Origin of the sequence: Anaerobacillus sp. (assembly GCF_046314235.1) — a bacterium.
Taxonomy (GTDB): domain Bacteria; phylum Bacillota; class Bacilli; order Bacillales; family Anaerobacillaceae; genus Anaerobacillus.
On sequence record NZ_JBKBWN010000011.1, the window covers coordinates 75,758 to 88,849 of the forward strand.

Annotated in this window: 14 protein-coding genes; all 14 read left to right on the plus strand. The window is 36.5% G+C overall.

Annotated elements, in window-relative coordinates; genetic code table 11:
- Window positions 1–21: 21 nt before the first annotated feature.
- Window positions 22–843: a heptaprenyl diphosphate synthase component 1 gene (locus ACK4M9_RS15555; RefSeq protein ID WP_409852447.1), complete on the plus strand. Its 822-nt coding sequence runs from the start codon at window positions 22–24 to the stop codon at window positions 841–843.
- A 3-nt stretch (window positions 844–846) separates the two neighbouring features.
- On the plus strand, window positions 847–1,542 hold the full coding sequence (locus ACK4M9_RS15560) for a demethylmenaquinone methyltransferase (RefSeq protein ID WP_409852449.1): 696 nt from the start codon (window positions 847–849) through the stop codon (window positions 1,540–1,542).
- Window positions 1,543–1,565: 23 nt separating this feature from the next.
- Entirely contained in the window at window positions 1,566–2,429 is an 864-nt protein-coding gene (locus ACK4M9_RS15565) for a UbiA-like polyprenyltransferase (RefSeq protein WP_409852452.1), read from the plus strand.
- Window positions 2,429–3,031, plus strand: coding sequence for a UbiX family flavin prenyltransferase (locus ACK4M9_RS15570; protein WP_409852628.1), 603 nt, complete (start codon window positions 2,429–2,431; stop codon window positions 3,029–3,031). The genes ACK4M9_RS15565 and ACK4M9_RS15570 overlap by 1 nt, the downstream gene beginning before the upstream one ends.
- Window positions 3,028–3,882 carry a menaquinone biosynthesis protein gene (locus ACK4M9_RS15575; protein ID WP_409852455.1) on the plus strand — a complete coding sequence of 285 codons (855 nt, stop codon included), beginning with the start codon at window positions 3,028–3,030 and terminating at the stop codon, window positions 3,880–3,882. Before ACK4M9_RS15570 ends, ACK4M9_RS15575 begins: the two co-directional genes overlap by 4 nt.
- A gap of 15 nt (window positions 3,883–3,897) precedes the next feature.
- Window positions 3,898–4,869, plus strand: coding sequence for a heptaprenyl diphosphate synthase component II (hepT, locus tag ACK4M9_RS15580; protein ID WP_409852458.1), 972 nt, complete (start codon window positions 3,898–3,900; stop codon window positions 4,867–4,869).
- A gap of 254 nt (window positions 4,870–5,123) precedes the next feature.
- Window positions 5,124–5,567: a nucleoside-diphosphate kinase gene (gene ndk / locus ACK4M9_RS15585; protein WP_409852460.1), complete on the plus strand. Its 444-nt coding sequence runs from the start codon at window positions 5,124–5,126 to the stop codon at window positions 5,565–5,567.
- Between the two features lie 197 nt (window positions 5,568–5,764).
- Window positions 5,765–6,538: a CheR family methyltransferase gene (locus ACK4M9_RS15590; protein ID WP_409852463.1), complete on the plus strand. Its 774-nt coding sequence runs from the start codon at window positions 5,765–5,767 to the stop codon at window positions 6,536–6,538.
- A 214-nt stretch (window positions 6,539–6,752) separates the two neighbouring features.
- A complete protein-coding gene (gene aroC / locus ACK4M9_RS15595; protein ID WP_409852466.1) occupies window positions 6,753–7,928 on the plus strand; it encodes a chorismate synthase in 1,176 nt (391 codons plus the stop codon).
- Window positions 7,928–9,004: a 3-dehydroquinate synthase gene (gene aroB / locus ACK4M9_RS15600; RefSeq protein WP_409852468.1), complete on the plus strand. Its 1,077-nt coding sequence runs from the start codon at window positions 7,928–7,930 to the stop codon at window positions 9,002–9,004. The genes aroC and aroB overlap by 1 nt, the downstream gene beginning before the upstream one ends.
- A gap of 20 nt (window positions 9,005–9,024) precedes the next feature.
- Window positions 9,025–9,408, plus strand: a complete 384-nt coding sequence (aroH, locus tag ACK4M9_RS15605) for a chorismate mutase (protein ID WP_409852471.1) — start codon at window positions 9,025–9,027, stop codon at window positions 9,406–9,408.
- A gap of 404 nt (window positions 9,409–9,812) precedes the next feature.
- On the plus strand, window positions 9,813–11,333 hold the full coding sequence (gene trpE / locus ACK4M9_RS15610) for an anthranilate synthase component I (protein ID WP_409852473.1): 1,521 nt from the start codon (window positions 9,813–9,815) through the stop codon (window positions 11,331–11,333).
- Window positions 11,326–12,348 (plus strand): anthranilate phosphoribosyltransferase, encoded by a 1,023-nt coding sequence (trpD, locus tag ACK4M9_RS15615; protein WP_409852475.1) that lies wholly within the window; start codon window positions 11,326–11,328, stop codon window positions 12,346–12,348. Before trpE ends, trpD begins: the two co-directional genes overlap by 8 nt.
- Window positions 12,342–13,091 (plus strand): indole-3-glycerol phosphate synthase TrpC, encoded by a 750-nt coding sequence (gene trpC, locus ACK4M9_RS15620; protein ID WP_409852478.1) that lies wholly within the window; start codon window positions 12,342–12,344, stop codon window positions 13,089–13,091. The genes trpD and trpC overlap by 7 nt, the downstream gene beginning before the upstream one ends.
- Window position 13,092 lies beyond the last annotated feature (1 nt).

Sequence of the window (13,092 nt, forward strand, 5' to 3'; positions counted from 1 at the left end):
TTGGTTTCTGGGGGACTTAAGATGATTTTAATTAATTATATAAACGAGGAAATAAAACAAATAAAATATCGTTTTTACGAAAGAATTAAGCATCCATACATTACAAAATTTTTAGAAGCGCCTGTTTTAGATGAAGATATGTTATATCTTCTCTATTCAATGCTTGAAGAAAAGAAGCTTGCTAAGCAAAAGTTAGATGAATATGTAATTACTACCCTCTTAGTCCAAGCGGCATTAGACACTCATCAAAAGGTTTCGGTCTCAAACGTTAGTTCAGAAAGAGTTAAAAAAGAAAGACAGCTAAAGGTCTTAGCAGGTGATTACTATAGTAGCCTCTACTACTTTTTGTTAGCCAAAATAAATGATATAACAATGATTCGCCTGCTAGCGAATTCAATTCAAGAAATTAACGAATCAAAAATGAGTTTTTATAAAGATACCCAAAGCATATCACAATCGATTGCACATATTAAAATAATTGATTCATCCTTAATTCAGAAAATAGCTGAGCACTTTAAATTACCAAATTGGAAAGCAATCGTAAGTGAGTTTTTCTTTTTCAAGAGATTAATTACTGAAAGAGAAGCTTTATTGCAAGGTCATGATGGATTGTTAATTGAGACGATTGTTAAAGACAACAGTTCTATTAATTCAAAGTTACACGGAGATGCCCGTTTAAAACATAGCATAGAGATGTGCGACAAATATATTTTCCTTTCAAAAAGTCAGTTACATTCTTTATGTAGGCAAGCTTCGCCCTTAAGCTCGTTTATTATGGTCAGAATTGATGAAATGCTAATGAATGCTGATCTACTAAAAGAAGAAGTTGCGGAAGAAGGTTAAAAAATGGCACAATCAAAAGAGCAAAAAGTTCATCAAGTTTTTGAGACGATTTATGAAAAATACGATAAGATGAATTCGATTATTAGCTTCCAACGCCATATTGCTTGGCGTAAAGATACAATGAAGCGGATGAATGTTCAAAAAGGGAATAGAGCCCTTGATGTTTGTTGTGGAACTGCAGATTGGACAATAGCTTTAGGACAAGCGGTAGGTAATGAGGGCAAAGTATATGGCCTAGATTTTAGTAAAAACATGCTTTCAATCGGCCAGGAGAAAGTCCGTAATATCCCTCAAATTGAACTTATTCATGGAAATGCTATGGAACTACCTTTTGGCGATAATGAGTTTGATTTCGTTACAATTGGGTTTGGTTTAAGAAATGTTCCAGATTATATGCAAGTGTTAAAAGAGATGAATCGGGTTTTAAAACCTGGGGGGAAAGTAGTTTGCTTGGAAACATCGCAACCAACGACTATTGGTTTTAAACAACTTTACAATTTTTACTTTAGACATGTAATGCCTCTATTTGGTAAATTATTTGCCAAGAGTTATGAAGAATATTCATGGCTTCAAGAGTCGACAATGTCATTTCCTAATAAAGAAAAACTAGCAGAGATGTTTATTGAAGCAGGATTTAAAGATTTACAGATCAAATCTTATTCAGGCGGAGTTGCTGCCATGCATCTTGGAGTGAAATAACGAGGGAGACTGGAGAGCGAACTGTGATTAGAAAAATAAAAATAATCCTTGAAATGATAAAATTCGAACATACAATATTTGCTTTGCCATTTGCATTCCTAGGAGCTGTGTTAGGAAGTTTATTAATTAACGGCACGTGGCCAACTGCTTCAGATTGGGTTTGGATCACATTGGCTATGGTAGGGGCTAGAAGTGCTGCCATGGCCTTAAATCGCGTGATTGATGCTAAAATTGACAAAGAAAACCCAAGGACAAAGGATCGAGCCATTCCGGCGGGATTGATCTCGAATTTTGAATCAACCATTTTTATTATTGTTTCTTTTGCACTACTTTTTTATTCAGCATACCAGCTTAATATGCTAGCAGTTTATTTATTACCATTAGCAGTATTTTTCTTAGTGATTTATTCGTACACTAAACGCTTCACATGGGCTTGCCATTTAGTTTTAGGGGTAACAATCGGGATTGCGCCGTTAGGCGGTTGGGTTGGTGCTACTGGTACATTAACGGCAGCAGCATTTGTGTTGTTTCTTGGTGTGGCCCTATGGATCGCTGGTTTTGATATCATTTATGCGACTCAAGATGCTGACTATGACAAAAGTGTTAAGTTATACTCGATTCCGAGTTACTTCGGTACTCCAAAGGCTCTAATAATAGCAAAGTGCATTCATATTTTAAGTTTTATCGCATTCATTAGTTTATTCTTTATCACACCACTCGGGTGGATTTATTTAATAGGAGTTCTGATTTCTGGAGTAATCATGATTTATGAGCATTCATTGGTGAAACCTGATGATCTTTCAAAAGTAAATGTAGCTTTCTTTACGATGAATGGTATTTTAAGTATGGTAATGCTAGTCTTCACGATTGGAGATTTAATGCTATGATGCCAAAAGAGAAGATTTTCACTGTCGGAATTACTGGCGCAAGTGGAGCTATCTATGGTGTGAGACTCGTTCAAGAACTATTAAAGGCTGATTATAAAGTGCATTTAATTGTTACTGAAGCAGGGTGGCAGGTTTTTAAAGAGGAACTTTTATTTGAGACGAGTGACCGTGAAAAGCTTATTCAAGAACTATTTCCTCATACGATTGGAAAGTTACATTATCATACGTTACGAGATTTTACAGCACCAATTGCTAGTGGCTCTTACCGGAATGAGGGAATGGTGATTGTACCTTGTTCAATGGGAACGTTATCAGGTATCGCTAATGGCGCTTCAGGGAACTTACTAGAGCGGACAGCAGATGTAATGCTAAAAGAAGGTAGGAAGCTTATTCTCGTTCCAAGAGAAACTCCCTTTAATCAAATTCACTTAGAAAATATGTTAAAGGTTTCTAAAGTAGGCGGTAAGATCATTCCAGCCATGCCTGGTTTTTACCAACTTCCTAAAACGATGGAAGACTTAATAAATTTTGTTGTTGGGAAAGTACTTGATAATATTGGTGTTGATCATCAACTCTTCACCCGCTGGGGGGATCATTCATGAGTTTAGTTGTAGGCGAAATCTCTTACACGAATATGCTACCACTTTATTACTATTTAGATCGTGATTATTTGAATCGTCTTGGCTGTATGTTCATACCTCAAATTCCTTCACAGTTAAATGAAGCAATGTCAAAAGGAATGATTGATGTTGGAGGTATATCTTCGTTTTCTTACGGTGAACATGTAGATCAGTATACTCTTTTACCAAATTTGTCTGTATCTGCACCCAAAAGTGTAGGATCTATTTTTCTTTTCTCTAAGGTACCAATAACCCAATTGGACGGAAAAAATGTAGCATTAACATCAAGTTCAGCTACATCTGTAAATTTATTGAAGATAATATTGCAATCTTTTTATCAGATGGATGTTAGTTATACGATTATGAAGCCTGATTTTAATGAAATGTTAAAGAACCATGAAGCTTGTTTGTTAATTGGTGATGATGCAATTGTAACATTATGGGGATTGTCACCTAATATCCATCGTTATGATTTAGGGCAAATTTGGTATGAACATACCAAATTACCAATGACATTTGCTGTATTAGCAGTTCGAAATGAGATATTAGAAAGAGAAAATGAGAACATCAGTATATTGTATGATGGATTTATGACAAGTAAGAATAAATGTCTTGAAAACAATTATTCAGAAATGATATCCTCAATCAGGAAAGACCTCAATGGTTCAAAAACATATTGGGAAAATTATTTTCAAGGTTTGAACCATGACTTAACGGACAAACATATTGAGGGGCTTTATCTTTTTTATGATAAAGCAACAGAATTAGGGTTGCTTAAGAAAGTTAACAAAATATCATTATGGAGTGCATTGGATCACTGTCATTCCATTTAATTTAAGGTGGAAAGCATGAAGTTAACAGATATATATTGGCATTTACGCTCAGACATAGCAAAAATAGAAAAAGAATTAGAGGCGACAATTGATGCTAAGCATCCGATATTGAAGAAAGCCTCGGCCCATTTACTGAAGGCTGGTGGTAAGCGAATAAGACCTGTATTTGTTTTGCTCGCTGCCAAATTTGGTGACTACGATATCGAAAAGATTAAGCAAGTCGCCGTACCGTTAGAACTTATTCATATGGCTTCACTTGTACACGATGATGTCATTGATGATGCTGATTTACGTAGAGGAAAGAAAACGATTAAGTCAAAGTGGGATAATCGTGTTGCTATGTATACAGGTGATTATATTTTTGCTAGAGCGATCGAAATGGCAACTAACTGTGAAAAACCGGAAGTTCACCAAATTCTATCAGATGCTATGGTCGAAATGTGTATTGGGGAAGTAGAGCAAATTCGCGATCAATATAACTGGAACCAAAATTTCAGAATGTATTTGCGAAGGATAAAGCGTAAAACCGCGCTACTCATCGCTGTTAGTTGTAGGTTAGGTGGACTAGCTGCTGATGCTCCGAGAGATGTTCAATTAAGCTTGTATCGCTATGGATACAATGTCGGCATGGCCTTTCAAATTACCGATGATATCTTAGATTTTATCGCCACAGAAAAAGAGCTTGGAAAACCAGCAGGTAGTGACTTACATCAAGGTAATGTAACTTTACCAGCTTTATATAGTATGAGTCGTAATGAAAAATTACGTCATGATATAGTCAGTATGATAAATAGTGAAAGCTCTGATAAGCAGCTTATGAGTGAAATCATTGAAGCGATTAAAGCAACTGGTGGTATTGACCATTCTTTTGCAATTAGTGATCGCTATTTAAATAAAGCGTTTAAGGAACTAGAAAAGCTTCCCGATATACCGGCGAAAGAGTCATATTATCAAATTGCAAAATATATTGGGACAAGAAAATATTAAAATATAAGTTTTAGGCAAATACTTTAAAGTATTTGTTTTTTTTCTTATTTAAACTGGGAAACACAAGTGTTGACGAAACCTAGGTAAGCTTAGGTGGGGTCTTTTCAACGTTTTTACGTTAATAATACAATTAACTATTTTCGTAAATATTGAATAAGTTTTGAATATTTGTTATAATTCTCAATGTTGGTCTAGTTACTAGACTAATCCAAATAACGTTTACATAAAATACATAGAGAGCGAGGTTTTTTATTATGGAAAGAACATATTTAATGGTAAAACCTGATGGTGTTCAAAGGAACTTAATAGGGGAAATTGTTTCTAGATTTGAAAGAAAAGGTTTTCAATTAGTAGGGGCAAAATTGTTAACGGTTACAAAAGAAATGGCAGAGACACATTACGCAGAGCACAAAGAACGTCCGTTTTTTGGAGAACTCGTGAGCTTTATTACATCAGGACCTGTATTTGCAATGGTATGGGAAGGGGAAAATGTCATTAGTATTGCCCGTCAAATGATGGGAGCAACAAACCCTAAAGACTCTCTACCTGGAACAATCCGTGGCGATTTTGCAGCTAAACTAAGCATGAATGTTATCCATGGTTCTGATTCACCTGAAAGTGCGTCTCGTGAAATAGGAATTTTCTTCAAGGAAGAAGAGCTAAATAATTACGAAAAAACAATTAGCTCTTGGGTTTAAATAAGTAAGATCTCAGGGACACATCGAAATATTTAAGACTAGGCGAAAGCTTAGTCTTTTTTTGATGGAAGCTATCATGCCATTGGAAAATTAATTGTCTCTAGTATCGTGTGACTAGGTATAGTAAAATATGATCTAAAGGAAAAACTATTAACAAAGAAATCCAGCGTGGTAGGTTTTCAAGAGGAGAAAATAAAATGGATGATTATCAAGGATTTATTCAGAGTGTTAAAAATAAGACAGCGATTGACTTAGGTTTATATAAAGAAGCACAAATGAAGCGGAGATTAACTTCCTTAAGGGATAAACGTGGTTTTAAAGACTTTACTAGTTATTATCAATCAATGATAAAAAGCCAAGAACTTTTTGATGAGTTTTTAGAAAGAATGACAATTAATGTTTCAGAGTTTTATCGCAATCCGAAACGTTGGGAAGTTTTAGAAAAAAAAATCTTGCCTAGTTTGTTGCAATCGAATAAAAGACTGAAAGTTTGGAGTGCTGCTTGCTCTACAGGAGAGGAACCTTACACTTTGGCGATGATTATGTCAAAGTTAGCACCGCCAGGTAGTTTTTCAATTTTAGCAACTGATTTAGATCGTGCTATTTTGGAAAGGGCGAAGGCTGGTATTTATACTGATCGTTCCATTAAAGATGTACCAAACGATATGTTTGAAAAATATTTTATTAATGATGGTATGGGTTATCGGATAAAGGAAGATTTGAAGAAGATGATTTCCTTTAAACAAGGAAATTTATTAGCGGATCGGTTTGATATTAACTTTGATTTAATCGTTTGTCGAAATGTAATGATTTATTTTACGGAAGAAGCTAAACATGAATTATATCATAAATTTAGTAAGGCATTGCGTAAGGATGGGATTTTGTTTGTAGGCAGTACTGAGCAAATCTTCAATCCAAGCGTTTATGGACTTGATACAGAAGATACATTCTTTTATAAAAAAAATGGTTAATAGTTGAGTTTTGAAGGTTGATCTTAAGTTGATGAGGCTGTCTAATACTTTGTTTTTGGACAGCCTCATCAACTACCAACACTCAAAACTTTTTCCATATAAACTGATACATAAAATGTAGAAAAAAAGTTTTTGTAAAAGTAAGACAAAAGTAGAAAAGCATGTTATAATTTAGCACATAAAAGCGCTAAAGAAAATTAGGAGGAACCATAATATGAGATATTTAACTGCAGGTGAGTCCCATGGACCACAATTAACGACAATTATAGAAGGCGTTCCTGCCCACTTAACTTTAGAAACAGCAGATATCAATGTAGATTTAGCTAGGCGTCAAAAAGGCCACGGTCGCGGCAGAAGAATGCAAATTGAAAAAGACTTAGTTAGAATTACAAGCGGTGTTAGACATGGCAAAACAACTGGTGCGCCGATAACATTAATTGTTGAAAATGATGACTGGAAGCATTGGACACAGATTATGGGTATTGAACCTTTAGAAGAGTCAATGACAGAAGAAGAGATCAAACGTAAAATAACCCGTCCTCGTCCTGGTCACGCAGATTTAGTTGGCGCAATGAAATACAATCATCGTGATATGCGCAATGTACTAGAAAGGTCTTCGGCAAGAGAAACAACTGTCCGTGTCGCTGCCGGTGCAGTTGCAAAAAAAATCTTGTCAACGTTCGGAATTAAGGTTGGGAGTCACGTTTTAGAAATTGGTGGTGTAAAGGCAGGAAATATTTCTTATAACTCTATCGAGGAGCTCCAAGAGAAGTCGGAGAATTCACCTGTAAGGTGTCTTGATCGTGATGCTGAAAAGAAGATGATGTCAGCGATAGATGAAGCAAAAAAAGATGGTGATTCAATCGGCGGCATTGTCGAAGTTGTTATTGAAGGAGTACCAGCTGGTTTAGGTAGCTATGTTCAATACGATAAAAAGTTAGATGCTAAAATTGCAGGTGCTATGATGGGGATTAACGCCTTTAAGGGAGTCGAAGTAGGAATTGGTTTTGAGGCTGCTAGTAAACCTGGAAGCCAGGTTCATGATGAAATTATCTGGAACGAAAAAGATGGTTATACACGTAAAACGAACAATATGGGCGGTTTTGAAGGTGGGATGACAAATGGTATGCCGATCGTTGTTCGCGGTGTTATGAAGCCAATTCCAACTCTTTACAAACCGTTACAAAGTATTGATATTGATACAAAAGAAGTTTTTGAAGCTAGCATTGAACGATCAGACAGTTGTGCAGTACCTGCAGCCGCAATTGTTGCTGAAGCTTGCGTAGCATGGGAAGTAGCTGTAGCGCTCTTAGACAAATTTGGTAGTGACTTTATTGATGAAATTGCTGGCAATATCCAACGCTATAGCGAGCGGGTGAGAAACTTCTAATGGAAACAATATTAATAAAGACTAGTACTAAGCAATATCCGCTCTTCATTGGCGAGAACATTCGCTTTGATCTTGGGAAGCTTTTATGCACTTACTTAAAAGAGCCGATTACGTCTATATTGATTATTACTGATGACAAAGTAGCGCCATTTTATTTATCAGATCTGAAAAGCGCACTTACGAATTATAACAAGGTATATGAATATATCTTTCCTAGTGGTGAAGCTTCTAAATCGTTCCAAATGTTTTATGATATTCAAGGTTTTGCTCTAGAAAAGGGGCTCGATCGCCGTTCACTTATTATCGCACTTGGGGGTGGTGTTGTCGGAGATCTAGCTGGTTTTGTGGCTGCAACGTATATGAGAGGAATTCCTTTTGTTCAAGTCCCAACAACACTGCTAGCTCATGATAGTAGCGTTGGAGGGAAGGTTGCGATAAACCATCCATTAGGTAAAAATATGATTGGAACCTTTTATCAACCCGAAGCGGTTATTTACGACACGATGACATTACAATCATTATCGGAACAAGAATGGCGCTCAGGTTTCGCTGAAGTTTTAAAACACGGGTTTATTTGGGATAAGGACTTCTTAAATTGGCTAAAGGAGAACATTAGTCGTTTTTCACAAATTAAAGGTGCATTGGCAGAACAGCTATTAATCAGATCCATTTCAGTGAAAAAAGCAGTTGTTGAAGAAGATGAAACTGAAAAGGGCATCCGGGCTTTTTTAAACTTTGGTCATACATTAGCACATGCTATCGAAACCAAGCTAGGATACGGTAAAATTACTCACGGTGAAGCAGTTGTTATTGGGATGGTGTTTGCCTTAATAGTTAGTGAAGATCACTTTAAAAACGATTTAGATGTGCCAAGCATGATTGACTGGTTTAAGAAATATAATTATCATGTCACGTTACCTTCTAATTTAGTTGTTGAAGAGCTGATTGAAGTAATGAAAAAGGATAAAAAGTCAGAAGAAGGTATTATTCGGATGGTCTTATTAAGTGAGATTGGAAAAGCAGAAGTCGTTTCCGTTTCAGAAGAGCGATTAAGAGATTTATTAAGCGATTTCTAAAAAGAAGCGGGAGGGAAATCATGGTTAGAGGAATACGCGGTGCCATTACTGTTAAGAAAAATGAAGAGAAAGAGATCATTCTTTCAACGGAACGCCTTTTAATGGAAGTTGTAAAAAACAATAACATTGATCCAACTATGGTTGCTCATATATTGATGACTGTTACTGAAGATTTAAACGCAACTTTCCCAGCAAAGGCATTACGTTCTTTCAATGATTGGAAATATGTACCTGTTATCTGTTCGCAAGAAATTCCGGTACCAAATAGCCTACCAATGTGTATTAGAGTTATGCTTACTGTTAATACAGAGGTACCACAGGAAAATATTAAACACATCTACTTAGAAGAGGCTGTTTCTTTAAGACCGGATTTAAGGTTGACAGAACGGCATCAAGAAGTGTAATATGACGTTTAAGAGTAGAGTTTAGAATTTTTAGATTAGTTAATTTAGTTGAGATGAGAAGAGAATGAGAAAAGTTGAGATGAGCTGAGCAGAGGTATAGTTTATTAAGTATGAGGCTGTCCCCATAGTGTCAGAGCACCTCGACGTGCTACTTTATATAGAAGTGTATGTTTGTACACAATCTATCTTTAGTAGCCGACGTGACTGATGCTTTGCTTTTGGGGGACAGCCTCTTTTTTATCCTATAGTAGCAATGATGTAAAGGATAAAAAAGCCAAGGCAGATGCCGAAGAAGAACTTCGTTTAAAAAACTACCCCATTTTGTGATGACTTTTATTAGTCTAACAAACTCAACCTCAAATTTCATTTTTCGTTTTCTTCACCCTAATAATGAGGTGAGCATAATGAAAAATTTATCAATAACGCAATTTTTAGAAGCTGCTAAAGAATTTAAAACAATCCCTTTTACTTCCCATTTTTTTGCTGATACATTGACACCGATTCAAATTTTTCAGCAACTTGAACAAGAGGCTGTATTTTTGCTAGAAAGCAAAGATGAACAGTCACCGTGGTCGAGATTTTCTTTTATCGGTTTAAAACCAAAGTTTTACTTAATAGAAAAGAAAAACCAATACTGCTTTCTTAATTCAAAGAAAGACGTGCTCTTTACTTTTGAAAGCTTTAAAGAGGCATTTCAAAAGGCGATTTCTTTTTTGCAAGTCAAGGAAGTGGAACTACCAATCCCGTTTCGTGGTGGCGCTGTTGGTGCGATTACGTATGATGCGGTGGAAGTAATGGAGCCAGTTTTATGCAGTGATGACATTGCTGAGCATGAAAAAATGCACTTTGTTTTCTGTGAGACTATTTTAGCTTATGATCACCATAAAAAAGAGCTATTTGTCATCCATCACGTTAATATTACTGGTGATGAAAATGAGGAGCGGTTAAAAGAGATTTTTCGCGAGACCAACAAAAAGATTGAATTAATTATAAAGAAAGTTTCAGAAACTAACATTCCTTCAAAGCTTTATCAGCCGCCTCTTGAGGAAGAAGTATCGTTTGGTAATGTCAGATCAAATTACGAAAAAAGTGCATTTTTAGAACATGTTGAACAAATTAAAGATTACATTCGTTCTGGAGACGTATTTCAGGCTGTACTTTCACAACGGTTTGAAATTGACATTTCGGTAAGTGGGTTGGAGCTATATCGAGTATTACGGATGATTAATCCTTCGCCTTACCTATTTTATTTAAAAATAAATGAAGTTGAAATTGTTGGTAGTTCGCCTGAACGGTTAGTACAGATACAAGATGGACATATCGAAATCCATCCAATTGCTGGAACGCGAAAACGTGGGAATTCAAAGGAAGAAGATCATGCTCTTGCAGAAGATCTCTTACAAGATGAAAAAGAGCGAGCTGAGCATTATATGTTAGTTGATTTAGCAAGAAATGATGTCGGACGTGTAGCGAGCTACGGATCTGTCCGGGTGCCTGTCCTTATGGAAATTGGAAAGTTCTCACATGTGATGCATATGATTTCAAAAGTCACAGGAAATCTTGATGAAAAAACTCATCCAATTGATGCATTATTCGCATCTTTTCCAGCGGGTACTGTTTCTGGAGCACCAAAAATTAGGGCAATGCAAATTTTGAAGGAACTTGAACCAACAAAAAGAGAGTATTATGCAGGAGCGATTGCTTACTTAGGTTACGAAGGTAATATCGATTCTTGTATTGCGATAAGAACGATGGTTATTAAAGGGGATAAGGCATTTGTGCAAGCAGGAGCTGGAATTGTCGCTGATTCGGTCCCGGAAAAGGAATGGGAGGAAACACGTAATAAGGCAAAAGCGTTGATTAAAGCCATTGCAGTTGCTGAAAAAATGTTCTCCAACGGAAAGGAGTCTGTTCCTCATGTTTAAGACGATATTAAAAAAGTGCTCAGAAGGAAAAACGTTAACGCGTAATGAGGCGAAAGCGATCATGGATGAAATGATGTCAGGTAATGTTGATGGACCTCAAGTTGCCAGTCTATTATCAATGATGCGTTTACGCGGGGAAACGATCGACGAGATGGTTGGATTTGCATTATCCATGAGAGAACATGCGATTTCGGTTCAACATAATGAAAATATGCTAATTGATACTTGCGGTACTGGTGGCGATGAACTAGCTACTTTTAATATCTCAACAGCAACAGCGATTTTGCTTTCAGCTAGTAGTGTGAAAGTAGCAAAACACGGAAATCGAGCGGTATCTTCGAAAAGCGGGAGTGCAGATGTTTTAGAAAAATTACAAATAGCCGTTCAATCTTCTCCAAAAGAAGCAGTTGAAGCTTTACAAACGAAGGGGCTTTGCTTTTTATTTGCACCCCTCTATCATCAGTCTATGAAACATGTCGCAGAAGTTAGAAGACAACTAGGATTCAAAACAGTGTTTAACTTATTAGGGCCGCTAGTAAACCCTGCAAAAGCTAATCGGCAAATGATCGGTGTATATGATACGATGTTTGCTTTAAAAATGGCGAAAACTCTTAGAGAGTTGGGGACTGAACGGGCCTTGTTCGTGACAGGTGGAGATGGCTTAGATGAATGCTCAATCTCTACGTACACAGATATAATTGAGCTAGTCAAAGGTAATATTGTTCGCTATCAGTTAACCCCAGAAGAGGTGGGACTTGAGCGTGGTCCAGTAGCAGAAATTCAAGTTACAAGTGTTGAAGATAGTGCCCAACTAATTGAAAATATATTTACGAATAATGCGAATAAAACCGCTGAAAATATCGTCGTCCTTAATAGTGCAACTGCGTTTTATGTAGCTGAGGAAGTTGAAACAATTAGAGAGGGAGTAGAAAAGGCGAAGGAAATTCTTAGCTCGGGAAAGGGCTTTGAACAATTACGTTTGCTGCAAAAAAATAGGGGGGCAATACGATGTTAGATAGAATTGTCGCAGTAAAAAAACAAGAAGTTGCGAATTTACGATTTGGAGAAAGCGTAGATGTTGTTAGGTATTCCCTTTTTGAGAGACTAAGTAAGCCAAATCGAACAATAGGTTTAATTGCCGAAGTGAAAAGAGCTTCACCATCTAAAGGAATTATTAAAGAAGATTTTGAGCCGATACAAATCGCAAAGCAATATGAGTTAGGCAATGCCGATGCTTTGTCAGTATTGACGGATGAACAGTTTTTTAAAGGGCACCATTCATTTTTAACAGCGATAAAACAACAAGTGAAACTACCGGTGCTACGAAAAGACTTTATTATCGATTCTAAGCAAATTGAGGATAGCATACGGATGGGCGCAGATGCTATTTTACTTATTGCAGCTATTTTAGATAAACATCAATTACATGAATTTTATGAGGAATCGTACGAAAAAGGAATCGAGTGTCTTGTTGAGGTTCATTCGTTAACCGACGTTGAAAAAGTATACTCGGTCTTTAAACCGCAAATGGTTGGGGTTAATAATCGAGATCTGCAAACGTTTAAAACGAATCTTCAACAGACGATTGATATTAGTAGGCAACTACCAGAAGCTCAGTTTGTTATTAGTGAGAGTGGGATTGGGACCGTCAATGATTTACAGCAACTAGAAGGTTATGCAAAAGCAGTCTTAGTTGGCGAGACGCTAATGCGAGCTAAAACACCACTACTAGGTATTCGATCTTTATTTGGAGAATGAA

Excerpts from the sequence above, each read along its gene's own strand:
- aroC (WP_409852466.1), top strand. The coding sequence starts at position 6,753 with ATGAGATATTTAACTGCAGGTGAGTCCCATGGACCACAATTAACGACA.
- hepT (WP_409852458.1), top strand. The coding sequence starts at position 3,898 with ATGAAGTTAACAGATATATATTGGCATTTACGCTCAGACATAGCAAAA.
- trpC (WP_409852478.1), top strand. The coding sequence starts at position 12,342 with ATGTTAGATAGAATTGTCGCAGTAAAAAAACAAGAAGTTGCGAATTTA.
- trpD (WP_409852475.1), top strand. The coding sequence starts at position 11,326 with ATGTTTAAGACGATATTAAAAAAGTGCTCAGAAGGAAAAACGTTAACG.
- ACK4M9_RS15570 (WP_409852628.1), top strand. The coding sequence starts at position 2,429 with ATGCCAAAAGAGAAGATTTTCACTGTCGGAATTACTGGCGCAAGTGGA.
- ACK4M9_RS15555 (WP_409852447.1), top strand. The coding sequence starts at position 22 with ATGATTTTAATTAATTATATAAACGAGGAAATAAAACAAATAAAATAT.
- ACK4M9_RS15560 (WP_409852449.1), top strand. The coding sequence starts at position 847 with ATGGCACAATCAAAAGAGCAAAAAGTTCATCAAGTTTTTGAGACGATT.
- ACK4M9_RS15590 (WP_409852463.1), top strand. The coding sequence starts at position 5,765 with ATGGATGATTATCAAGGATTTATTCAGAGTGTTAAAAATAAGACAGCG.
- trpE (WP_409852473.1), top strand. The coding sequence starts at position 9,813 with ATGAAAAATTTATCAATAACGCAATTTTTAGAAGCTGCTAAAGAATTT.
- aroH (WP_409852471.1), top strand. The coding sequence starts at position 9,025 with ATGGTTAGAGGAATACGCGGTGCCATTACTGTTAAGAAAAATGAAGAG.
- ndk (WP_409852460.1), top strand. The coding sequence starts at position 5,124 with ATGGAAAGAACATATTTAATGGTAAAACCTGATGGTGTTCAAAGGAAC.
- ACK4M9_RS15575 (WP_409852455.1), top strand. The coding sequence starts at position 3,028 with ATGAGTTTAGTTGTAGGCGAAATCTCTTACACGAATATGCTACCACTT.
- aroB (WP_409852468.1), top strand. The coding sequence starts at position 7,928 with ATGGAAACAATATTAATAAAGACTAGTACTAAGCAATATCCGCTCTTC.